Here is a 25978-nt window from a genome sequence, read left to right as displayed (position 1 = left end):
TTATAAACAATAATTATAAACTATTGTGTATATCTAAACTTGAATGAATATGGTGGTTTTTGAGTACAATTAGTTTGAGTAGCTCTGAGCTATAGATATGAGTACTATCGAAATTCTCAAATGGATGAGCACGTTGCTTTTTTATAGATAATGTCATCTGGATCTCCTTATTAGTCATATTGGTTTCAATATACTTAATCTACTATGTTCGGAGATCTTTACAATAGTTAGCTAATTGTTTTGCGACATATGCTGTCGTTTATTTCTAGTTCATTATAAAAATACACAATTGTTGTGCTATATTTACTAAGCAATAATTGCGTAACATTAATTCTACTATTGGAGTGATTATGAAATCACCTTTTTTACTATCTATAGCTGTTTTAACATTTTCATCTCTTATTTCTACTGTTTCTATAGCAGCTCCTGGCTTCTCGAATGGTATTGAAGTATACGAGAGCCAAGATGGAGGAGTATATACAACGACGTGGCGAGCATATCCGATGACTATAGAAGGTTATACTGGTCCAAATTATAAAAAACCAGATAGTCTATTAATTGGTCTAACAGCAGATGGAAAAACAAGTGATTTTAGAGGTGTTTTGAGAATTACTTGCTCAAGCCCGATAAACTCAAATATAGTAAGTGATGGCGGCTATAAAAGCTTAAAAGACGCTATGGCTGATGGAACCATTCCTCGTCCAGCAGTGAATGGCTTGTTCGCTAAGTTCTGTAAATAATCAATGGTATAGTTGATAATTGTAAGAGTTCAAAGAAAATTTAAATCAAAAAAAAGGACCTTATAATACAATAAGGTCCTTATTAACAATCCCATTATCACTTACAGGTTTTTAAAAGAACCAAAATCATAACTATCAAACTTACTATCCTCATCAAAAATAGGTGAGTTTAAATAGCTTTGAGTGACTGTTGTAATATGATTCACTTGTTCTATATCGGTAGTCATGAATCCTACAGGTAGAGTGACATCGTATTGATCAGGGAGTTGAACATGATAACAAACAACAGCAAGTGTATCTTCTAATACTATAACTTCGGTATTGCCCTTCAGAAAACCTTCAGAAAACCCGTAAAGGTTATCTTGAGACACTTCTTTGAACTGATGCTTTAAATCACGAACTTCATTGCGTAGGCTTCTACTTTCTTCAGGTAACGGTAAATAAGTTTTAAAGTTATACAATCTGACCTTTTCTTTATTGCGTTTCACCATAGAACCGTTGGAAATTGAGTTAATTACTTCAATTAGCTTTGTTTGCTTGCCCCAATAAAAATCACTCGGCGCAACCCAAGTCAAGTTTTTAGTTGTCTTTAGTTTACTAGCTAGTTTAGTAATTTCATCAACTACTTTATTTTGATGATATGTTTGTCCGACAAAATATGTTTTGTCGTTACTATTTAACTCTAATTCCATAAATGTATGGACATCAAGTTTACCACCTATTATAGTTTTTAAGATATCTGAAGCCCTCATTGCCTCCATACTTTGCATGATGTCAGATAAGTTGTTTTGCCCCAATCTATGGTTGCCCAGCGTTTCAGTAATCATTTGTTGAATGTTATCGGACCTAGTAAGCTCAAGTTCGCTACGCTCTAACTGAGTGCCGTCTTCAGCATTAATTTCGAAAGGCTGGGTAAATCTAAAAAAGTCAGTATAAAGTTGTTCAATTAAATCTATCTTGTACAGCTCAATGTCCTCCGAAAGATTTTCGATTACCTTATCTTCCTTTAGGTTCATAAAGTCTGATTGAAACTGGCGTTTAGCGACATCCTTACTCTCTGATAAGTCTTTGTTTGATACATTTAATTCCAATGCATTACGATTATCTTTAGAAATCCTTTTTTTCGGTATGAAGTTTCTATCTAATAGCTCTAAATGCAAACGTTGGGTTCTCTCTTGCAAACTAGGTATTTTCGGACCTTTACTGTTTTGATCAAATAAGAGTTGTCCCTTGCTTGACAGTCCGATAGTACCATCCTCATTCCATCCAACCCATCCTTTATCAGTCAAGTCTTGTATGGCGATTTCGGCTTCTCTTTGAGTAAAGTCAAAATAATCAGCTAGATGCTTAGGTTTACACGAATTTAACTTTAGTAAACGTAGGACAAACTCTCTGACAAAAGGAATTCCACGCTCATCCATATAGGAAAATATGATTTTAAAGCTAGGTGACTTGATGGCAAAATCAATTTGATTAAAAGCTATGCTTCCTGAATTATTCATTATTTGCGTCCTCGCTTGTTAGAAGACAGTTCTATAAGATTATATTTTGAGTCGTTACCGTGTTCTTTAAAATAGTTAAGAACTTCCGCTAACGGTGTATGTTTATTTTTTGGACTTTCCCAAGTTTTTGTTGCTCCAACAATAACGAGCTTATCCATAGCTCGTGATAGCGATACATTAGTACGGTTAGGTAAATGTAAGAATCCCGTTGTCAGTTGTTTATCAAAACGTGTAAGAGATACAATAATGATTCTATTTTCTTTACCTTGATAACTGTCTACCGTATCGATCTTTATCAACTGTCTAAAGCTGTCATCCCAAGTATTTTCATTGAATTTTTTACGTAACAGTCGTTTTTGTTCTGCATACATACAGATCACTCCTATTAAGTGATCGCCTTCTTTCAAACACTTTTTGGCCGTCTCACTACTTAAAAGTTCATCGTTGTTTTGGATATCTTGTAGTAATTTGATGATGACATCAACCTCAACCCGATTAGACGAACTCCCATTAGATGCACCTGTATGATATGCATTAGGCATAGAGGATGTATCAAGCCAACTGACACAGGACTGGATCTCTTTGGGTACGCTGCTATATATATCAGGAATATCTTCTTCTTGTTTACCGTTTTCAAGCAAACCGTCGTAAAAACAGTATGAAACAAGATTACCAATAGCAGGTGCCATACGGTATTGAGTTTTTAGTGTAGCACAAGTATTTTTTCCGTATTCAGACTGGAATACACGCTCAAAGTCACTACCTAAAGCATCATCTAGCTCTTCACCTCGTTTAGGAATACCTAATCGTCGTGCTAAAGCTAACTTGTGTTCTTGTGAATAGATAGGAGGTAGTTGTTTATGATCACCAACCAATAGCACTCTCTTCCCAGACTGCATGGCGATGGCTAACTCACTAGAGATTGATCTTGCTGCTTCGTCAATGATTACCCAATCATAGACATTTTCGTTAATACCGATATGTGACTGTCCCATACCAACACAGGTCCCGACTACTAACTGACGTGATCTAGCAAGGAACTCTGCATAGTTAGTACGCTCATTTGATAATGAATCAAGCATATCTTCAGTAAGTTGAATTAACTCACCAGCTTCTGAGCTTTCCTTTGGTTCAACGGAGTATTCTTTATTGATTTCAGAAACTAACTTGGTATAAATATCTTCAATACTTGACTGCTTAATGTTGAAATCTATATTGAAATTGGTTTGAGCCATCTTAGATTCAATATCTTGCTCAATAGCTTTGAGAAGATTTGTTTCCTCTTTATTATCTATATCCTTTTCCTTATTGTCTTTATCACTCATCAATAAGTTATAACGCTTAATTTGTTTACCTATATCAAAGTGTATTTGAGCTCTTTTACGTAAGTAGTCTTTTTCGAGTCCCAATAATAAACCAAGATTTTGAATGCGTTCAATTTTTTCAGCTTTGAGTAACTCGTACTTTGAATTTTGCAAGTTCTCAGAGAATACATCCTGTAATTCACTTGAAACAGTTCTACTACGGTTACTAAAACGTACAACATCCAATTCTGTATCAAGCCGACGACAGTGACGACGTATTCTTTCAGCCGCTGTATTAACAGCCTGATGAGACTGACTCACCAGTAGTATGCTTTGAGTATTCTGTTTTTCAAATAAGTAATGTACGAATGCTGCGATAAACTCAGTTTTACCTGTCCCAGGAGGTCCCTGTAGGAGAGATACTGGTCCGTTTTTTAATAGTTTTTCAAATGCCTCTTTTTGGGGATCATTTAATCTTATCGTCTGCTCATATTCATTAATACGATCATATCGTTTGAAGTCATCTTCACCAATAGTAGAGTCGTAATGAGTAGCAGGTAATTTACAAGTTGCATCAAAATATTCATAAAGGTTATTGATTACGGCCTCACCATCTAAAATTCTAGATAGCGCATTTTTACGACGGTTAAAAGAAACCTTACTCTGTTTACTTTGTATATAAACTATTGTGTCTTCAACTATAGAGTTATTACGTCTGACACTACCTGGCTTAAAATGAAGCTCGTTTAAAGAGCTCCTTTTAACATCTATGTTTCCATATACAAAGGTCTTATCATTAGCGGTATCTTTGCCTAAAGCTTGTACAATATCGTCTTTATCGAATTGGTCTAAAGGGCTTACTTCTCCATTGTAGGGTACATAAACCTTATCCTCATCCTGCCAAATAACTGAGTCAGTGGCGGTAATATATGGAAGCGCTTCGGTTTCGGTGTTTAAAATTGCTTGCCATAACTCCTTAACTGTAAAGGAGTATGAGTTTTCCTTCTTTGAAGGTTCTTCAGTAGATTCCATTATTTCAGAAGTAACATCAGGCTCAGATTCAAGTTCTACATTTTGATTGGTAGTTTCATCCGTTATTTGTAACTCTTTAATAAAGTCATCAACTGCATTAGTAAAATGAGTGTCCTTTAATAGTACTTTGTTTAAATCAGCTAAATCATGACGATGCTCGCTAGTTAGCCGCACTCCTACAGAAATAATTGATTGGCTGTCTCTTCTATCTTTAGCTGATATATGGTCTCGGCTAATAGGCGGTAGGACATGCGTGAATTTTTTTTCTGTCATTGAGTAAAAAGCTTTAAATAAACCACCTAAACCTATAAATTTAACTAGTATGTCGTTCTTTTCTTTACTTTTACTTTTTTCAAACTGAAAAAACAGCTCATCGTTTTCTGGATATATTTCAAGAGTGTCAAAAGAATCTCTATTGCCAATACCTACCGCAATCATTTGAACTTCAGATTTTGGTTGAAGAGCGTCTTTAAAACGTTCAAGAGAAATAAAGCCTGATTTGAGGTCTAACAACTCAGTAGATACGACTTCAGCAATATCAGGAAATTCAGTAGAGTCTTCACCCCAAGCGATCCCTAATAGCTCACAACTCATTTTTATAACTGCAAAAATATCACGCATTTGAGCCGTAGCGTTTTCAGCGTGGCTAGGGGCATAATCATAATTTAAGTTGCTATTGCCATTTGAAGTAAAGTCTAGAGTATCAAGTAGATAGAGCTGATAATCGATACTATTAGAATCAATTTGACTTACTTTTATATTTTCAGGATGCAAATCACCATGCGTAATATCAATCCCATGAAGATGCTCAACGGAATGAATAAGTTGATCGATTAATCCAAACTTATGTTCAATAGTTAACTTGTCATCTGAATTATGTAACTCTGACCACGCGAAACCTTCTACAAGGTCGCTAACCATATACAAACTACCAGATTTAGTAGCAACACCAAACTCGTGAATATTAGGTATGTATTTTGGTGAAAGCTGTTTTAACCTAGAAGTTCTTTGTAGCCAATCAAATATGGCACGAGCTTTATAATCTCCATTGACTGGAAAAGTATTTAACCATGCCTTAACTATTTGACCATTAGATACATAAACTTCCTTTTCATCAGTTTCAACAATGAAATCTTCATCCTCTCTAAACTGACGAGAGTAATTAATATCATGATAGAAAGGTTCTAGCTGATCTTTATCGAACGAAAAGTCTTTCTCATCTATGGGTTTAGCTTCGTTAAATGCACCTAAAAACCCCTCTGCATTCACATAAGAATCCTCAGATAAAGCTTTCCTAATAATAAGGGAATACCACTCATCATCAGCTTCTAATTCATGTTTAAATGACTCAATACTATCGTTAGATAAACGCTTTGCTTGTAGAATATGCCAGGATAATACAGCCAAAGCTCGTACGTCTAATTGGTAGGCGGTGGGTTTGTTTATAGGGTAGATATTTTGGACCAAGTCAGTGGATACGGTGAGTATGTCTCTAATGTCTCCAACAGTTCCTTTCTTAGGAAAAAAAGCAGTGGCGAAACCGGATAGGGAAACTTTCTTGTCAGCTGATAGCCATACACTGTGTGTTCCTAAATCCCTATGAGCAATATCAGCATTGTGTAAATCGACAAATTTATGCAATAGTAATTTGACATAGTCAATACGGTCTTTAATTAGAATTTGTTTGGCTGTTTGACCGATAAATTGATTAAATCTAAGTTGAGAGGGCATCAAGTCAAATAAGTCCGTATGATCGACTGTCATCTCTGATTTTTGAGGGACTGTTTTATAGTTCAAACAGGCAGAGTAAAGCTCTTCATTAATACCCTTTAAGTGTTGTAAAACCTCATACTCTCGGCTGACTAACTTGAATCTACCATCAGGCGTTTGCGCCTCTGGATTTTTTATCTTTGAAAAATCCCAACGACGTAATAGTACTTGATCATTTTTGGAGTGCTCTGAATGAGCAAAATACTCATTATAGATTTTATTTGGATGTTGAAATGCAGGGTCATCTTCTGCTACATAGCCATTCACGCGAATACTCTTAGGTTTTATGTTGCTTCCACCAAAAACCTCATCAAATATTGCAAAATCCTTATTTAAAACCTTAGCCTCTGGATGAGGTCTGAAACGGCCATTAAACTTCTTTTCATCTTTGAGTTGTAGAAACTCTTTTAAGCTTAAAGTATGTATTTTCTCATTGTCATCTAATTTGCTATAATCTGCATTACCTGTCATTACGACTAGAAAATGTATAATTGGAGTGCGGACTTTATTAGTAAATCTATTTTTGTATCGCTTTAATATACGATCAATTAAATACTGTTTATCACGTGTAATAGAGACTGGGGATTTTCCCATATCTTTACTGCCAAGATACCAACGATTATTACTACTGGTAATTTTGTTATTATTCCAATCTTTTAATTCTATTATTAATACATTGCAATGAGTGATGATTACTAAATCAAACTCACCTTCTTTATTGCCTTTAGGATCAGCCAATCTAAATCCGGAATATCCCTTCCATGGAAACATAGGATTGCTAGGTACGCTTTTTTTAAATTCAGCCAAACTAACATTTTTATTGCCTTTCTTATTAAGCTCAGCTAGCGCATCTGATGCTTGAAAGTTTGCTTTAATTTTTTCAATAGCTTGAACTTCATGCTGTGTAAGCCCGCCACCCCAATCCTGTACTTCCATTATTTATCCTTAGATTAATATCTATTCGAATCTATAAAAACTAATCATTATTATATTATTTCGAAAAAGTCTTTAGTTTATTGAAGATCTATATTTTTTTAATGTTTAATACTATGAGTAGCATTAAATTTTAAGTAAGGTTAGAAGCATCTTCACACTCACTCTCATTTACTGGCTCTGCGATAGCTTGTACTCTTCTAGTCTCAGTATATAAACTACTAAGTGGTTGTGCAGTCGAAATAGGGTGAATATTAAGCTTAGTAAGCTCACCTAAAAGCTCATCAATGATAGCTTCTTTATGCATGACGAATGTTGAGGCAAAGCAACGCCAGAATTTCCAACCAGCTCTTTCAAGAATACGTTGTCTATGTATATCGCTTTCCCATTTATCAGGACCATGATAGCGATCACCGTCACATTCTATTGCTAAACTATTATCATCTTCTCCTTCAACAACCATATCTATACGATATCGACCAACCTCTACTTGTGGTATCACCCGATATCCACGCTCTACCAAAATATCAAAAACTTCAATCTCAAAAGGTGATTCACATTTGCTACGCAAGTCATCTGCTTGCTCTTCATCCTGCATAAAAGGTTGTTTAAAGTGTTGAATAAGCTTTGATCGATAAACATCGGCTTTACTTAATTGATCCAATTCAATACTGCGCACTAGATACATTCTATCGCGAGCCCTTGATGCAGCGACATTTATACGTTGTGCAAATGACTCCGTGGTTAATGCGTGGGCATCTCCAGGCGAGACTAATAGGGACAAGAACATAATATCTCTTTCTTTACCCTGAAATGTTCTAGCATCACCGCAAGCTATATCGAAATCTGTAATAGCTTTTTCTCCCAGTTCTCGAGACAGCATCTCCATGATTTCTCGGGATTGGTAATTGCCCAGTAAAGAAATTACACCAATAGTTCTACCAATATATACAGGGTCTTCTACGATATTTTTTATTTCATCAATGATAAATCTTGCTTCAGGTAAATTAACTCCCTTTGTGTTTCTATGACCGTCAGTCACATGAACATCAATTAGTGGAGGATCTAGTCTCTCTGAAGGTTTGGACTTACGTAGCGGTTTGAGCTCATGATCATAAAACTCACGTTTAGAAAACTCAATAATAGCTGGTGCACAACGGAAGTGTTCTTTGAGCATAACTGAGCTACCAGCAAAAACGACTTTAAACAAATCATATATTGAGCGATCAGGTGACAATTGTGAGCGATAAAGTTTGACTTGATCTCCTAAGTATTGATTCATCAAGTCTTTTATCTTATCCTCTTTTAACCCAACAGTATCAGGAGAAACCTGCTTGTCATCGCCTACGACTAGGACTTTTTTTGCACGTAAAAGCGCTGGTAAAGCAGTTAAGTCAGACTGTGATGCTTCATCAATGATAACTAAATCAAAACTACCGAAATTAGCAGGTAATGACTCGCTGATACGGTAGTGGGGCATAATCCAACAAGGAATAGCAGCGCTTGCTTGTTCAGAAGCTTCTTGAGCTTCGCGGCGATAGCGTGGGGCACGTTTTCCTGTACCTTTACCAATTCGAACGATAGCAGCTCGGTATTTTTCTAGTGCCGCCCTAACGGTTGGAGTAGCATTTTCTGATAGTTTTAACCACGTTTTCTTAGTGATTACTTCCTGATAAAGACGTGCTAAGTTGTTCTCTAAGTCTTTACGTCTTGTTGCCAATTCGACTAGTTCTTGACGAGCATCAATACGATTGACAAAACTGACCAAGCGGTTTAAGCGCCAAACTTTTCGCCAGTTATCTGGTAATAATTTATCTTGAGTATCAGACGGTGGTTCTTTTCTAAGGCTGTTTGCCCAATTTATTGCTCCCGAGTTTTCGATGGCTTGGGTCACGTCATTTACAACTTGAAAATCATCTGTCAAAACACGAATACGTTCTAGCTCTACCATTAAGGTCAGCCATTCACTTTCAATATATTGTTCAGAGTGGATTTTATTACCAATATTATCCGTAATAAATGTAGTTAATTGTTCTGTAATAATTCCTGAGTGTTCTAAGAGTAAGTTTTCTATATTTTCTTTTGATTTCCAAGTCTTGGATAAAGAATGCTTCGTCAAATGTTGATTTAGAGTTTGCTCAATCTCAGTTAATATTTTTAGCGAATAATAACTATCGTTATTGGCTTGCAAGTTTAGAAATATTGAGTCGAATGATGATTGTATTTCTTTTTCTAGCTGACAATTTGACTGAATAATCTCACTCATTTCAACTGCTGACTTTAAAGCAAGTAAGCTATCAACATTAGGCTCAAAGCTTGGTAAGGATATTTCAGCAGATAAAGCATTCCAACGGACGATAAGCACTTTTGCTACTTGTTTAAAATCAATAAACGCTAAAACATGTTGCCAGTCTTCGTGGGTTACTGCTTGGACACCATTAACTTGAATATCTTCTAACAACTTTTTTTCAGCAGATTTACCGAATAAACCTGCTAAACCAAATGGTTTTTTGCCTTGAGATAGATTTCTTATAGAATCTTTCAGTTCGTCATTGTTATCGATATCTTTAGACATACTTACAGACTTAGTTATAAAAAACATTCTTTGAGCAATTAAAGTTTCAATTTCCTCTTTCAAAGCAATAAAATAGTCAATAACTTCTGTTGTATTACTATTTAAACTCTGTCTGAATAGCGTTGTCCAATTCTGGTCAGCTTTATCGACAATATTAAGTTGTGATTTTAACTGCACTATTTGAGTAACAATGTCTCCAATAGTTTGAATTGTCTCGGAAGTATTGTTTATTAATTCTGGTAGAGCACCTGTAGTTTCAGCTTGTTGCAGTTCCTTAATGTGTATAAGATTTTGGTGTAGCTCAATAATTTCATTGATCGGTGGAAAGTTGTTATGATTAGGAATGGTTTTGTTGAGATAAATTAAATCTTTTTTTAAGTTGATTCTAGCCATTCTTAAATCAACAATATCTGAGCTTGAGAACTGTGGTTTGAAAGTATCCTCTATATCCAACTTATCGGGAAACCAACTTATATCAGCCTGTTTTAATGCAACTTCTTCAGCAGCTTGAAGAGGTGTTACATGTTCATCGTCGATGATAATCTCTTCGAGATTGAGCCTTCCCCAATGAGAAATAGAAGTATCTGTACTAGCTAAATATGCATGGGTAGCATCGATCTCATCATCAAGTTGCTTGATAGTATTCTGATATTGTTTACGGTCTATGCTTGAGATTTCACTAGAAATTTTTCTAATAGAAGATTCGAATTGTTTGATTGATTCGGTATCACTGCTTAATAGACTAACTGCTAATGGGCGAATAGTTTCTGGTAGCTTTTCCTTTAGTACCGATAGCGCGGGATCTTTCATTGAAGTAACCAAAACTCTCTTACCCAGTGCAAGATAATGACAAATGACATTAGCAATAGTATGGGTCTTACCAGTTCCAGGCGGTCCTTGCACTACTACACCGTCATAAGCTTGGAGCATCTGAATGATTCGGACTTGTTCATCGTTATAAGCTTTTGGGAAGTATAAGTCATGAGGTTTACTATAATTATCCTCGCTACCTATAACTGCTGAAATTCCACGATAAGCTGGCAGGGTCACTTCTTTATTTTCTGTGTCAGGCTCAGTCAGAATAGCTTCTAATGCACCGCATATAAATTCGGAAGAATCATCAGATAATTTTCCAGCAAAATTTTCTAAGTCTTGTAGAAGAAAATTATCACCTCTTGGACGTGCCATTAAAACCCAAGTATCGGTAACAACTAAATTGTCAGTCGCTTTTGGTAGCTTCCTATCTTCTACACTATCGTTCGTAGTTTGATCTGTCCAACACTTCCCAGAAGCATCCAAAAGCATAGCTGCTGATCTTAAGATTGGTGCATAGGTACTTGGATTAAAAGGATTAAATACTAAATCCTCAGACTCGAAAAAAGACTTACTAGTTTCTATCAAGGTGACTAAATTAGGATTCTCCGTGGATGAGAATATGTCAGTCTCTAGCTTTACTGGCGATAAGTTAGGTCTAACTGACAAAGCCATTGTATTTTTATCTAATGAGATTTCTACTGACTGAGTCAGTACAGGATAATTAATAGCTCTCGCATCAGTTTGATTCCACAAAGCAATACCAACACCCCATACCAATTCTAGCTTCGCATCAGCTAAATTACCTTGTAATTCTTTAGTCAGTAAAAATAAGTCAGAATAAAGTTTAATGCTTTTTCTTATTTGCTTTTCTTGTTCTAGCCATGGTTTCCATGATTTTTCTATATAACTTTTTAGCTCTTTTTCTATATTTTCTTTATCAAAAAAATCATTTAAGACGGTATGTTTTGTCTCAGTCTCAGTCTCAGTCTCAGTCTCAGTCTCAGTCTCAGTCTCAGTCTCAGTCTCAGTCTCAGTCTCAGTCTCAGTCTCAGAGTGCAGTTCTAAACCTTCTTCTAATGACATCAATAAATCAATATCGGATTCAGTCTTTGCCTGCGCAGGAGTGATATCAGGAAATTTCACTCCTGCCTCTAGCAACCTGCTTGTTAAGACTCTTTCCTGAAGGCTGGGAGCATTGTTAAATTTTTGAGGAAACTCTATCCATAATCTTAATAGATGACTCTCAGGTAGCGGAGCCGGACTTGCATGCAGACGTTCAATAGATAGCCAAGTCTCATCTACTGACTCCACATCTTGATTTAATTTAACACCGGGCAAGTTTTGTAGTTGTTCTTCTAGCCTTACAAAACTAGTATGCTGAGAAATACTAGTTATTGGAATTTTACCCATCAACAATGTTTGTTGGGTAAACTTAATTAGTGCAGATAATCTGTCTTGTTGAATATTCATAATGAAATTTTTCCAGCTTACATGAATAGATAGATAATAAATACTAAGGGAGCAACTAGTGCTATTAACCAACTAACAGTCTTAAAACTGATTTGGGAAGGTACTTGAGGTCTAGTATGAAAGGTAGTTCTCATAACACCTTGTTTGAATTGAACTTCAAAAGATGTTTTGCAGTTTGAACAAGATAGATACTGCACTTTATCATCAAGTGCATATAAAAAGTTTGGCGTTTGACACTGTTCACATTCTACGATGTAGCGTTCGGGAGGAGTTATAGTCGGTAATACTATAGGTTCAGGCTCTACGGCTTTAGGTTTCGGATTATGTATAATCGTTGCTTCTGTACTATATGGTGACGAAGGTATCGAATGTTCCCCGCAAGAACTATTTTTGTTCGGATTAGATACAATTAATTTTTCAATTTCAGTTTCCAGTAATCGTGATTTTGAATACTTCCTATGACTGAGTTCAAACTTCAAGGCTGTAAGGGTCTCAATATCATTCTTAGATTCCGTAAAGAGAGCTTTCAACTCTTCACCACTGTATCTGAAATAAGGACGTTTACTCATTTAATCTTCCATTTCGTATATTCAGTATTACATCTGAAAACATCTAGCATCTTTCAAATAGGTGTAAATGCTAATTCGCATAAAATACTTTAGAATTGCCTAAATCATGCAGATTAGCAATCTAAAAATTAAATAGCTTAATATAGCTGAAAAATGTTGATAAAGTTAAGGCCAACAAGTATTTGAATAAGTATTCTTCAGAGCTAAGGGTCAGCACTACTATACCAAACATTGTTTTATAAAAATAATACTATAGCCATTAAACCTATAAATAGACAAAAACGTTTAGCTATTTGGTAAAAATAAGGGAACAGAATGAATTTTTGGCATATGCAATTGCATGAAGATAATATAAATTGGAAACGTGAAAAAGAAGTTCTCGAGCAAGTAGGTTACATTGGTATGGGTGACTGGAAAGAAAAAAGAAAAGCTCAACAACTTAGCTTTCAAAATGATATGGATATTGGAGACATTGTAGCTATTAAAAGAGGGGAAACTTTAATAGCTTTAGTGAAAGTAATAGGAGAATATGAATACAAGAGTGAAACCAATAGAGATTTCGATTGGTTTGAGCGAAGGCGTCAAGTTGAAATATTAGATTGGTATCGTACAGCATATGATCTAAAAATTGTAGGTAGGAAGACCTTAACTAGATGCGACATGACCAATAGCGATGCAGAAACCAACATCAATATTAAAAAATGGTATGAGGAAGTTATGAGTAACACTGAAATTAATGAAGTATCTGCACTCCTAAAATACAAGCATCAAGTAATTTTACAAGGCCCGCCAGGCACAGGTAAAACTCGACTGGCTAAATTGGTTGCTAAGAATTTGACGCAACCTGAACTTAAGGGTACACCTGAATCCATAATTGATGATTTAGTGAAAAACTTCGATACAGAGTCTGATGAAGTAAAATCAGCTAGATCAAAAAACGATAAATTATTATCTAAATTTTATGAATCTTTTCCTAAGGAGTGCTTAAGCGGACTTTCTTTGTCAGAATATGCAATTGGGCATGGGGATAACGACTCGCTCTGCTGGTGGCTAGAGGTAGGGTTAGAAAGATTGGGTACATTCTCACCAGGATTTTCAAACAACTACCCTATATATTGGAGTAAGAAGAACGATAGATACATGCTCAATAAAAAGGTTGCTAATTCAACTGATGATGAGTCTGCAATGAAGCAGATTGCTAATGAGCTATCAAAGCTAATTCAAAAAACTGACCTTGATGATTCCATTAAATTTTTTGGTCCATGTTTCACGTTAAAAGTGTTACATAGCTACTATCCAGATGAATATTTCCCTGTAAACAGTGAGAAAATATTGAATAATGCTCTAAAGCTGTTTGGTAGTTACGACAAGAAGCTAGGAGTAATTACAAAAAACACTAAGCTAAATGATATTTATCTTAGTAAAAATAATCAATTAGATACTGACCTTACGAATATTGAGTTTATTAGCATTCTTTGGAATAACTTTAATTTAGAGGATGGAGAGGATTTATCTGAGTTTGATGAAGTGATGACTCATGGTGAGTATAAAATAATTCAGTTTCATCCTGCTTATACTTATGAAGACTTTGTTAGAGGTATTGCTGCCAAGACTAATGATGCTGGAAATATCAGCTATGAAGTTGAGAATAAGATTCTCGCTGAGTTTGCAAAAAAAGCTATTGATAACCCTAATGGTAAGTACATTCTTATAGTCGACGAGATTAATCGCGCTAATCTACCATCTGTCCTAGGTGAGCTTATTTATGCGCTTGAATATCGTGGTGAGAGCGTTGAATCTATGTATGAGTATGAAAATACACTAGATATTAAACTGCCTAAAAACTTATATGTCATAGGCACAATGAATACAGCCGATCGTTCGGTAGGTCATATTGACTACGCTATTCGTAGACGTTTTGCATTTTATGACGTATTGCCATCAAAAAAAGTAATCACATTTCAAAAAGCTACAAAGCTATTCGAATCTATTGAGAAATTATTCAAAGGTGATAATGCTCAAATTTCTTCTGACTTTGATGCTGATGACGTTCAGTTGGGTCATAGCTACTTCTTACCATCTAAAAAGGATATATCCGAGGAAGATTTCTATAAAGAGCTTTCTATAAAACTGAAATATGAGATTAAACCCATTCTATACGAGTACATAAAGGACGGTGTTTTATTAGATAGCGCTAGAGAGGTAGTCAAAAACCTTCATGTCTAAGCTAATAATGTCAAACCACTTAGAAACTGTGCGCGAACACAAGCAGATAGACTTGGCTTGTAAGAGTGTAGAGGTTTCAGATATATTTTTTCAAGATAATAAGAAAAATGAGCGCTGTATTCAGGTTCTTTATGGCAGAGAAAGTCTTTCGCTTAAAATGTCATATTTTATAGGCGCAGACTGGCTTGTTAAGAATCAACAAGCCATTTATGTTGCACCGAAGATTAATAATAGTGTTCAGGAAGTTGATTACCTTGGCATGCTTCAATCATGTCTTACGCATGGTAGCATTGCTAAGAATACCAAAGACCTATACTACATTAAGCTAAACGAGCCTTTTATCGAAATTGACCAGCAGATGGATTTATTAACTCCACTACTAATCATGCAGTTTCTTCAAATTCTCAAAAGCTTGGTGAAGAAGGGATTAAAGCAATCCTATTATAAAGTCGAACGCAATCTTAATAGCAGAATTAAAGGCAAAGTCTTAATTGCTCAGAATATCAAAAAGAATGTAGTTCGAAATAAAGTTACGAACACCTTTTGTAGTTATGAAGAATTTGGCTTTGATAGCATTGAAAATAGAGTTTTAAAGCATACGCTAAGCTTTGTTAGACGTTATTTATCTCAATACCCAGAATACCTTGGATCAATGAAGTACTTAATTGACTATTGCAAACCTGCTTTTGAAAGTGTCAGTGATGAAGTCAATTTACATGAGCTTAAATCAGTTAAGCGTAATTCTTTTTATAAAGAGTATCAGGAAGCGTTAAAGCTCTCTAAGATTATTCTTAAGCGCTTTGGTTATCATATCAGTGAAATCGACCAGAATACCGTTGAAAAGATATCAGTACCGCCGTTCTGGATTGATATGTCAAAGCTCTTTGAATTATACATATTGGGGCTTCTGAAAGATAAATATGGAGATAAGATACTTTTTCAAGCCAAAGGTAACTACGGGTACCCAGACTATTTATTAATAGATGACATGCAACCGCTCATTATAGATGCCAAATACAGACCAACTTATCAACAAGACAAGAATTTAAGCTATATCATTGATGATATTAAACAGATAAGTGGTTATGCAAGAGATATGGGTATACTAGATAAGCTAGGCTACCATACGGTAGAGGAGCAGTCATCAAAGGTTGTTAGTTGCGTTGTTATCTATACTGATCAAAATGAGGGGGATAAGCTGCCAAACTGTTTAACCGCTAGCAAATCGATTGAAGGCTTTACTAAATTCTATAAGGTACCAATCTCTGTCCCTGTTCTCAAAAATAAAATAGCTGAATAAACTCTGTCAAACGGGATCGTTTACCATGACTAATTTTAACAATCTTGGTCACGAAATGGTCACCGTTTGGTCACCGAGCACTTGGTCACTGATTTTCAAAGCATAGAGCGTTTGCAAGAAAACTTGTCATTCATGCATTGTTAAAGAGTAGAGTATTTCGTAAAGGTCAACATAGGGAAAACATCCAACCCTTATAAACACAGGCTTTTAGAATAACTGCAAGCACAAAAAAACCTCAAACAATCTAATGTTTGAGGCGAAACTTGCTTAAACTCGAAAGTCTAAATTCGTTTTAAATATGGCGCAGCGGACGGGACTCGAACCCGCGACCCCCGGCGTGACAGGCCGGTATTCTAACCAACTGAACTACCGCTGCTTAGGTCATACTTAGTTTATTTAACCACTTAGCCTACTACTTTAGAGTAACGCTATACTAAATAGTGGTGGGTGATGACGGATTCGAACCGCCGACATTCTGCGTGTAAGGCAGACGCTCTACCAACTGAGCTAATCACCCTTCGAACAATTGCTAAGCAATTTATTCAACATCAACTGAGCTCTAAGTTTGTCACTAAGCTCTGCTGCTGTGGGTGTGTATTATATAGATTTACACATGGCTGTCAAACACTATTTTACATTTTTTAAAAAATGATTATTAAAAAGGCGTTTGAGAGTATGGCTAGATGATGTAACAGCCCATATGACAACTACCTAGTCAACGAATAGTTACCTATTGCGCGGCGGATAAAAGCTACTATACTTGATTGGTCGTATTTGATTATATTGTGCTATTACCAGTTGGAGGCGAAAACAATAGAAGCTTTATCTACTACTGAGCAGCAAGTGGCAGCATGGTCTTGGACAGACTTTGCTGGGCTAGGTCTGATATTTCATATTATTCTTATGATTGTGATGACGTTGCGTATTGTCTCGGTACAGCGCAATATTGGGGTGGCAATTGCATGGATAGCGGTTTTGTTTACTTTGCCCGTATTTGGCTTGATTGCCTATGTGCTGGTTGGTGAGCCGATGATAGGTCGACGTTATCGCCAGCGAATGGATCAAGCGCGACTACTGATGAATGAGATGGCACAACGGGAGCGCTTGGTGTTTGATGAAGGGCAAGAGGTATTGCCGACTCATTACCGTGGGGTCAGTCATATCGGTACGCGCTGGACAGGGTTTGGGGTATTCTCAAACCATGATATGCAATTGTTGACGCACGCCAATATTATTTTTAAACGTTTGATTGATGACATCAATGCCGCTCAGCGCAGTATCTTGATGGAGTTTTATATTATTTATCCTAAGGGGCAGGTGCTTGATGTTATAGAATCGTTAATGGCAGCCGCTCAACGCGGAGTTGAGTGTCATATTCTGATTGATAGTGTGGGGAGTTTTAGTTTTTTTAACAGTAAAGCCCATCGAAAATTAGAAAAAGCAGGCGTTTTTGTCCATCAGTCATTGCCAGTAGGGTTGTTTAAAACGTTATTTAAGCGTTCAGATTTGCGTAATCATCGTAAAATCGTAGTTATTGATGGTTATATCGGTTATATCGGTAGCTTTAATTTGGTTGATCCTAAGTTTTTTAAGCAGAATAAAGACGTCGGTGAATGGATTGATGTGGCGATACGCAGTGTCAGTGATAATGACATTAGCATTGCGACTGCAATGGCAAAAGTGGTGGTGACCGATATCGGGGCGGAAAACAGTGACAATCTAGATGCGCTGCATCAACGAGTCAACAGCTACACACGTAAGCTATATGTGCGCAATCCGACGATTAATGACATCAATAGTCGCATCAAAGTATTGGATGATGGGATAGAAAATGTAGAAACCCCCTGTACTGGTGCGATGTCGACAGTGATTCCGCAGATGCCGGTAGTAAAAGGCGTGGTCGCGCAGCTGATTCCTTCAGCGCCACAAGTGACCGCTCACGTTATTTATAATACCTTAGTAACCGTTTTACATCGTGCTAATCACTGTATTTGTATCACAACGCCGTACTTTGTACCGGATGAAGCTTTGTCAGGCGCGCTAGTGACGGCAGCCAAGCGCGGGGTCAAAGTTACGCTGATTATCCCTGAAAAGGTTGATTCATTCTTAGTTCAGCACGCCTCGCAAGCGTATTACCAAGAGTTGTTAGAAGCGGGCGTTAGCATTGCTCTGTTTAAGGGTGGTCTGCTGCATGCCAAAACAGTAGTTATAGATGACGATTATTGTATATTTGGTACCGTCAATATCGATATGCGCAGCTTTTATCTGAACATGGAAGTCAGTTTGGCGATTTATACGCCTGAAATGGTCGCGCAAGTTGCCGCTTGTCAAGATTCGTATTTACAAAGCTGTCGTTTTTTAACCTTGGATCAGTGGCAACGGCGTCATAAGGCTGAACGCTTGTTTGATAATGTGATACGCTTATTTAGTCCATTATTGTAGCCCTACATATTTTAAGTTAAGGTAAGCACTATATTTTGCATAACTGCCTGTAGTTCATTGCCTCTATGATTAATTTACTTTTTTAAAGGATACGCGTTTCTTATGTCTGCATCGCCCTTAACGCCCCTTGATTATATTGCAACAGGTTATTGGCAAGATTTTTTGGCAAGGCGTGCTGTCGCAGGCGGTATCGCTTACGAAGTGGATTTGCATCACTGTGGTTTGGATGAATCTCTGGCAAGCTTGCAGCGCATAGATACGCTACTGTCTCAGATACGTCGCGATATGGTCAAAACAAGCATTTGGGATGAAGCAACGTTATTAAAAGATGAGCGCTATCGTAACTTTATGGTGTTTTTGGCGTTTTATGCAGGGCGAGTATTAGCGCAGCAATGGCAACAATCGCCACGTTGGTTTGGTCAGTTTGAGCTAGATGCCCGCTATCCTGAGTTAGTACTGACGACCGATGATTTTTATCAGCATATGGCAATGTTTTATGGCGCTGATACTGATGTTAATACCAAAGATAGCAATGATAAAGACAATATCCCGCTTTTCTTTGCTTTAGAACCGATAGGGATGCGTTTATTTGGTCATATCGACCGCGCGTTTAAATCGGCGCAAGGTGGTGAGGTCGCTAGCGGCTTATACCAAGCCGTTAGTGACAGATTGCCAAAAGCTGTAAATCATCAGCCTCATTTGGTTGATACGACCGTAGCAGATAAACCAAACACTCAAACAGCAAATGAAAAGGTATTTATTGAGAAAGTAAGCCCTGAAAATAGTAGCACATCCCTTTACTCGAATAGTAAGTCGTCCATAGACATGGCGACAACTCAACTTTCAGATGACAAAATGGGTAATGTATCTTCTATATCAGCTACTACAATTACATCAGTGCCATTAGCAGAATATATAGAAAGAACAAACGCAACGGTAGCACCTATAGTAGAACCAGTAAAAACCACGGCAGTCGCAAAAAAACCACCCACGCCAGAGATTTTTAGCCAACTATTAACAGAGCTACATGAGATAGAAGTAACACAGACCACGGGCGAAACTGAATATGAGAAGGCGTGCAAGGTTTTAGATCAGTTTGAACGTCATATTGCAAAGCAAGAAAAACCCCGTAAGCAAGTCGTCTTTTCAGAGGCGCATCTGCAAGCAAAGCAGCAGGCCTTGCTAGGATTAAAAAACGCTGCAAATGCAGGAAACAGTGCTGCGATGTTGCGCTTGGCGATGTATGAGCTGCTCGGCGAAGGTCTGATAGCAAACGAAGGCGCTGATAAAGTCGCTGGTATAGAGGCTGGGGTTGAATGGGTGCAACAAGCGGCAAGTAAAAATGACAGCCGCGCTCAGCGCTTACTGAGTAAAATGTATTATCAAGGCGTAGGGGTTACGCAAGACCTTAAGGTTGGTAAATATTGGCTCGAGCAAGCGGCAGAAAACGGTCATGTGGAAGCGGCAAGCTTGGTCGGTAAGTGGCAACAAGCACAAACGTTAATCAACACCCAAAAGCAAGAGCAGCATAGCCTTAAGCGCTATCAGCTACTGTTTGCAGTCATTATCGTAATAGCCTTACTCATTATTATTTTGGTCTAAAAAACGATGACCAACATCCTTGAATTTAAAAACGTATTGTTTGGCAATAAATTCAGGTAGAATTGGTGCGTTTTTTGTGCGCGACTCCTATTATCTGCTCCATTAATTATCTGGGCTTTTGCATGCCATCTTCTGACACCTCAAAAAATCTTTCTATTCAGGCACAGCCTCTGCAAAGCCATGCGGTATATAAGCCACCTGTGTATTATCAAGTCGGCATAAGCTTATTAAAGCCGTTATATCGCCTGCAAGTATGGCGCCGCTCGCATGCGCGCGATAATTATCAGCAAGAAGTTGAACAGCGTTTTGGTAAGCGTTATCCTGCGCCTCCTATAGCCACAGAAACGTATCTGCCAGCTGCGGATTTAAACAGCAGCATCAATGTTAATAAGCGAAATAAAACCATTTGGTGCCACGCGGTCTCTTTAGGAGAAACCAATACCGTTGCGCCATTATTGGATGCACTATTGTCTCGTGGTTATCGGATATGGCTGACCAACACTACCCAGACTGGTTTTGCGCGCGGTGCCAGTCGATTTGCAGAAGACATTGCGCAAGGTCGATTGAGTCATAGTTATGTACCGGTTGACAGTCCGGCGGTGATTGAGCGCTTTTTAACTCATGTACAACCTGTTGCTGCTTTATTTGTAGAAACAGAGCTATGGGCAAACATCTTAACCAAATTATCTGAGCATCATATGCCAAGTATCTTGGTGAATGGGCGACTGTCAGCATCCTCTTTTAAAAGCTATCAAAAAATTGGCGCAGTCAGCACCAGCATGATGAAAAATTTGAGTTTAATCATTGCGCAGGATAATGACTCTGCCAAACGCTTTCGACAATTGGGTGCGCATAGCGCCCAAATCCGTGTGGCAGGCTCGCTAAAGTGGGTCATTAATACGCCTAAATTGTCTAATGTGTCTGAGCCAGATGATGATAAGGCGATTGATGTCGATATCGTAAATAGCGAGCAGCCAGAGTTAGCAGAAAAAACGAGTGTGACGGCGAGTGATTTGGGCGTGGTCAATCGCCCAATTTGGTTGGCAGCAAGCACTCATGGTGGTGAAGAGAATACGGTACTGTCATGGCAGCAGCAATTACTGTCAAACCCTGCATTGGCAAAAGCGCTACTTATTATCGTTCCGCGCCATCCAGAGCGTTTTGATGAAGTGGCAGCGCTCATTCAAAATTCAGGCTTGACCATGGCACGGCGCAGTGCAGCAGAAGCTATTGATATAAACACTCAAGTCTATCTGGCGGATAGCATGGGTGAGTTAATGAATTGGTATGCTCTTGCCGATGTGGCATTGGTTGGCGGCTCATTGGTCGAGGTGGGCGGACATAATCCAGTTGAGCCGGCAAGTGTGGCGACACCGGTTTTAATGGGTGTTCATACTCAATCTTGTCAAAGTGTCGTGGATAAACTGGCGAGCGTAGGGGCGTTATATCAGCCAAACAACCCTTTTTATCAGGCTATTGATCATACTAATAATCATGATGAACAAGCGAACGAAAACCAAAATTCTGCCGCTGATGAGACACTGATTTATCAGCAGCTAAAATATTGGCTGAGTCATTTAGCATTGGCTAAACAGGCAGGGGAGGCGGGCGCGCAGATGACCGATCAGCAGCAAGCAGTATTGAGTCGTCAATTATCGATGATAGAAAAAGTCATCGAGCAGCATGCTCTTCAAAGTGTTAGCCAAGATTTAAATTAAGAGCCACTATGAACTGTATTTTATTACCGGCTGCAAACTTTTCTAATGAATCTGCATATATCAATGCCGTGGCGCAAATTGAGCATGTCAACCAAGTTCTGGGAGCGAAAGTAGGCGACACCCTAAAAATTGGGCAGTTAGAAGGCAATCTTGGCACTGCTATTATTGCTGATATAACGCCTGAGCGTATTGATTTATGTGAGATAAGTTTGGTCACAGCACCGCCGCCTAAGCTTGATCTCACTGTGGTATTAGCATTGCCACGCCCAAAAGTATTGCGCCGTCTGATTATGGATATGACCGCGCTTGGTGTCCGCGATATCATCTTGATTAACAGCTATCGTACGCAAAAAAGCTACTGGCAAAGCCCGATGCTGAGTCGCCTTGATGAGTTCGTATTAGAAGGGCTGCAACAAGGCATTGATACCGTCGCGCCGCGTATCAGTTTGCAAAAACGCTTTAAGCCCTTTGTTGAAGATGAGTTGGCAAACTTAATCACCAATCGAGCTATTGTCGCTCACCCTTATGCGGAATTATCGTTTTCAAAGTATGTGCAACAACAATTAGAAAGCTCTGAATCACCTCAGAAATCGATACTACCGAGCATGGTTTTTATCGGTGCAGAAGGCGGCTGGATTGATTATGAAGTTGAGCTGCTTGCAAGGCAAGGCTGCCAAGCGGTACATATCGGTGCGCGAATATTGCGCACCGAAGCGGCAGTCAATGCTATTCTCGGACAATGGCTATTGTAAGATAATAACTGATATAAGTCTTAGTTGGAAATGCGGCAAGATTCATTACAACGGTATTAAAACCCCATTAAAAAACCACTATACACAGCATTAATTGTCGATTATTTAACTAAATAATCGGGCTAAATAAATGTATTGATAATTAATATCATTTCCATTAGTATATGCTTTCCAGACATTAGGGTCTTTTTAATCCTATCAATCCATGATTTTTAATGTCTTTTTATCCTACCTATCTGCCGCGCTATTATGGGGAAAACCATGTCATTGAATGTAATCAGTGCAAATTTATCTTCTGCTAAACTTACTTTACCAGTTGCCGTATTTGGCATGATGTTGGCGCTTGCTGGCTGTAGTAAATCATCGACGCCAGAAGAAAGTGTTGATGCCGAAACGCCAGCACCAAGCACTGAGCAAGAAGTAGCAAAAGACAACGCGGCGAGTGCTGATGGACAGACAGTGACTATCTACTCATCACGTAATGAGCAGCTAATCAAGCCATTGTTAGATCGTTATACTGAACAGACGGGTGTGAAGGTTGAGCTGGTTACAGACAAAGATGGTCCACTGATGGCGCGTCTGCAAGCTGAAGGTCAGAATACCCCAGCCGATATGCTTTTGACAGTTGATGCAGGTAACTTATGGCAAGCGGCTGAGCAAGGTTTACTGCAACCTGTTGCTTCTAGCGTTTTGGAAGCAAATGTACCGGCTAAGTATCGTGATCCAGAAGGTCGCTGGACAGGTTTGTCATTGCGCGCCCGTACGATTTTTTATGACCCAAGTAAAGTAAGCGCTGATCAATTATCCACTTATGCAGATTTGGCGGATCCAAAGTGGAAAGGCAAATTATGTCTACGCACCTCGAAAAAGGTTTATAACCAGTCATTGGTTGCGAGCATGATGGAGCATTTAGGTGCTGAAAAAACAGAAGCGGTCATCCGCGGTTGGGTTGCTAACTTAGCTACTGATGTTTTCAGTGATGATACCAATCTACTAGAAGCTATCGCTGCTGGTCAGTGTGAAGTGGGTATTGCCAATAGCTACTACTATGGTCGCCTGCTTGATGAAAAGCCTGATTTCCCAGTAAAAATATTTTGGGCAAACCAAGGTACGACAGGCACGCACGTTAATATCTCAGGTGCTGGCGTAGTAACGGGTTCAGACAATGCAGATGGCGCATTGAAACTGATGGAATGGTTGTCTTCTGATGACGCACAAGGTCTTTATGCTAGCGCTGATAAAGAATTCCCAGTCAAAGTTGGGATTGATGAGTCAGAGATGCTTAGATCTTGGGGTCAGTTCAAACCAGATGACATCAATGTACAGAAATTTGGTGCATTACAAACCCAAGCCATTCAAATGATGGACAAAGCAGGCTATAAATAAAAGTCTGCCAGTCATTTAATCTGTCAGTTATTTAATAGAGTTATGATGCGTATGACACGGTAACAACTTATGATAACAATGCCAGAATCGTCTGCAAGTCAGAACAATACTGTCAATGAAAGTAATGAGACAGGCAATACGAGTAAATCTATTCGCCAAGACCATGCTACCCGTAAACGTGTCATCTCGAAATCAGTCTTAGGACTGATTTCGTTGTTTATGCTAGTACCGATTTTAATCGTGTTATTGTCATGGACACAGCCCGTCGCTGATATTTGGGGGCATATGCGTGAGTACGTATTGCCACAAGTCCTCAAAAATACGGCTATTTTACTATTAATGGTCACAGTAATTTCTGGCACGATTGGCACGGCATTGGCATGGCTTACGAGTATGTACCGCTTCCCTGGACAGCGGTTTTTTTCGTGGGCGCTGATGTTGCCGCTTGCTATGCCAGCTTATGTCTTAGCATTTGTCACAGTTGGTATCGTTGATTTTAGTGGACCATTACAAACCGCATTAAGAGATTTTGGGGTTACGACTGCCATTCCGTCGGTACGTAACGTCTGGGGTGCAGGGCTGATCTTGTCATTGGCTTTTTATCCTTATGTTTATTTGCTGGCGCGCCAAGCCTTTTTATCTCAAGGTAGGCGAGCTATTGAAGCTGGGCAGATGCTTGGCTTAAGTCGTGGTCGAGTGTTTTTTCGGTTGGCATTACCGCAAGCATTACCTTGGGTCATCGGTGGTTTGCTACTGGCAAGTATGGAGACGCTAGCAGACTTTGGCGCGGTGTCAGTATTCAATGTTGATACCTTTACTACTGCCATTTATAAAGCTTGGTTTGGGTTTTTTAGCTTGACGACAGCGGCACAGTTGGCAGCACTATTAATTGGTGTGGTCTTCATCGTTGTCTTGTTTGAACAATATTGGCAAGCAAAACGCGGTAATATTATTACCCAAGGTAGTAGCCAACGTTTTGAAGTCAGTAAACCAGCTAAGCTTGCTATGACGCTGCTTTGTACGCTGGTATTCTTGATAGCATTTTTGATCCCGTTTGCACAGCTTATCTATTGGACAGCGGCAAATTTTCAGCAAGATTTTGATGCCCGCTATATTGATTTTGTCACCAACAGCCTCATGATTGCTAGTATTACCACTGCGTTTATTGCGGTCTTAGCGATTATGATTGCGTGGATTAAGCGTCAATATCCGGACAAATCTACCAAGCTTATGACTACTTTAGCCAATTTGGGCTATGTGGTGCCGGGTACGGTATTAGCGGTCGGGATCTTTATTCCGATTGCGTGGCTGGATAATCAGCTAATTGCTTATGGCATAACCTCCACGCAGTTTTTATCTGGGAGTGTGATCGTGATGCTGCTGGCTCTATCAACCCGTTTTATGACGGTCAGTTTTCAGCCGGTAGACCGTCAGCTTCAGCGCTTGACCGTCAATCAAGAAGCGGCTGCTAAATTGCTTAGCGATAGTCCTTTTCAGCGCTGGCGGCAAGTGATGTTGCCCGTATTGAGCCCAGGGGTATTAACGGGTTTGTTGATGGGTTTTGTCGAAGTAATGAAAGAGATGCCGATTACTTTGATGACGCGGCGTCAAGGTTGGGATACGCTAGCCGTTCGAGTATTTGAAATGACCAGTGAAGGCATGTGGGGTCGCGCTGCATTACCAAGTTTGTTGATTGTATTGGTCGGTCTTATTCCTGTTTGGATATTACTGCGTCAAAGCGATAAGCAGGGTTAAGGTGTTTTTTAATTAAAGTATTGTGCTTAAATGATCAACGGATTCTAATTGGTGCTTCTCACGTTATTCACACTTTTAAAGTTTCA

14 protein-coding genes and 2 tRNA genes are annotated in these 25978 nt (G+C 38.6%); 9 read left to right on the top strand and 7 right to left on the bottom strand.

All coding sequences use genetic code 11. The features are described 5' to 3' along the window. Positions 1-13: 13 nt before the first annotated feature. A complete protein-coding gene (locus M0221_RS08465) occupies positions 14-157 on the bottom strand; it encodes a hypothetical protein (RefSeq protein WP_483283543.1) in 144 nt (47 codons plus the stop codon). 193 nt (positions 158-350) lie between these two features. Here M0221_RS08465 and M0221_RS08460 point away from each other — a divergent pair, with 193 nt between their 5' ends. After that, positions 351-740 carry a hypothetical protein gene (locus tag M0221_RS08460; RefSeq protein WP_483283542.1) on the top strand — a complete coding sequence of 130 codons (390 nt, stop codon included), beginning with the start codon at positions 351-353 and terminating at the stop codon, positions 738-740. A 101-nt stretch (positions 741-841) separates the two neighbouring features. Here the strand turns inward: M0221_RS08460 and M0221_RS08455 are convergent, their stop codons facing one another. The 4 genes from M0221_RS08455 to M0221_RS08440 form a co-directional block, all read right to left on the bottom strand. After that, a complete protein-coding gene (locus tag M0221_RS08455; protein WP_483283541.1) occupies positions 842-2242 on the bottom strand; it encodes a hypothetical protein in 1401 nt (466 codons plus the stop codon). Further along, positions 2242-7284: an AAA domain-containing protein gene (locus tag M0221_RS08450; RefSeq protein ID WP_483283540.1), complete on the bottom strand. Its 5043-nt coding sequence runs from the start codon at positions 7282-7284 to the stop codon at positions 2242-2244. The genes M0221_RS08455 and M0221_RS08450 overlap by 1 nt, the downstream gene beginning before the upstream one ends. A gap of 130 nt (positions 7285-7414) precedes the next feature. Beyond that, the gene (locus tag M0221_RS08445; protein WP_483283539.1) at positions 7415-12142 is read right to left on the bottom strand and encodes an AAA domain-containing protein; all 4728 of its coding nucleotides are present in this window, start codon (positions 12140-12142) and stop codon (positions 7415-7417) included. Positions 12143-12159: 17 nt separating this feature from the next. Further along, positions 12160-12711 carry a hypothetical protein gene (locus M0221_RS08440; RefSeq protein WP_483283538.1) on the bottom strand — a complete coding sequence of 184 codons (552 nt, stop codon included), beginning with the start codon at positions 12709-12711 and terminating at the stop codon, positions 12160-12162. A gap of 315 nt (positions 12712-13026) precedes the next feature. Here M0221_RS08440 and M0221_RS08435 point away from each other — a divergent pair, with 315 nt between their 5' ends. Both M0221_RS08435 and M0221_RS08430 read left to right on the top strand, forming a co-directional pair. After that, positions 13027-14937 carry an AAA family ATPase gene (locus M0221_RS08435; RefSeq protein WP_483283537.1) on the top strand — a complete coding sequence of 637 codons (1911 nt, stop codon included), beginning with the start codon at positions 13027-13029 and terminating at the stop codon, positions 14935-14937. 7 nt (positions 14938-14944) lie between these two features. Then, the gene (locus M0221_RS08430; protein WP_483283536.1) at positions 14945-16237 is read left to right on the top strand and encodes a 5-methylcytosine restriction system specificity protein McrC; all 1293 of its coding nucleotides are present in this window, start codon (positions 14945-14947) and stop codon (positions 16235-16237) included. A 299-nt stretch (positions 16238-16536) separates the two neighbouring features. On the opposite strand, the gene M0221_RS08425 is transcribed toward M0221_RS08430, so the two are convergent. Then, positions 16537-16613 (bottom strand) — tRNA-Asp (locus M0221_RS08425). Positions 16614-16678: 65 nt separating this feature from the next. After that, positions 16679-16754, bottom strand: a tRNA-Val gene (locus tag M0221_RS08420). Positions 16755-17035: 281 nt separating this feature from the next. On the opposite strand from M0221_RS08420, the gene M0221_RS08415 reads away from it, so the two are divergent. The 6 genes from M0221_RS08415 (at position 17036) to M0221_RS08390 (ending at position 25892) form a co-directional block, all read left to right on the top strand. Further along, positions 17036-18679 carry a cardiolipin synthase gene (locus M0221_RS08415; protein ID WP_483283535.1) on the top strand — a complete coding sequence of 548 codons (1644 nt, stop codon included), beginning with the start codon at positions 17036-17038 and terminating at the stop codon, positions 18677-18679. Between the two features lie 102 nt (positions 18680-18781). Continuing rightward, positions 18782-20281, top strand: coding sequence for a tetratricopeptide repeat protein (locus M0221_RS08410; protein ID WP_483283534.1), 1500 nt, complete (start codon positions 18782-18784; stop codon positions 20279-20281). A 122-nt stretch (positions 20282-20403) separates the two neighbouring features. Next, positions 20404-21999 carry a 3-deoxy-D-manno-octulosonic acid transferase gene (locus M0221_RS08405; protein WP_483283533.1) on the top strand — a complete coding sequence of 532 codons (1596 nt, stop codon included), beginning with the start codon at positions 20404-20406 and terminating at the stop codon, positions 21997-21999. 8 nt (positions 22000-22007) lie between these two features. After that, positions 22008-22751, top strand: a complete 744-nt coding sequence (locus M0221_RS08400; protein ID WP_483283532.1) for a 16S rRNA (uracil(1498)-N(3))-methyltransferase — start codon at positions 22008-22010, stop codon at positions 22749-22751. 261 nt (positions 22752-23012) lie between these two features. Beyond that, positions 23013-24137 (top strand): Fe(3+) ABC transporter substrate-binding protein, encoded by a 1125-nt coding sequence (locus M0221_RS08395; RefSeq protein WP_020443822.1) that lies wholly within the window; start codon positions 23013-23015, stop codon positions 24135-24137. A gap of 69 nt (positions 24138-24206) precedes the next feature. After that, entirely contained in the window at positions 24207-25892 is a 1686-nt protein-coding gene (locus M0221_RS08390) for an ABC transporter permease (protein ID WP_041772284.1), read from the top strand. Positions 25893-25978 lie beyond the last annotated feature (86 nt).

It is taken from the genome of Psychrobacter sp. ANT206 (genome assembly GCF_056880555.1).
This window is presented reverse-complemented; position numbering and strand designations above follow the sequence as displayed.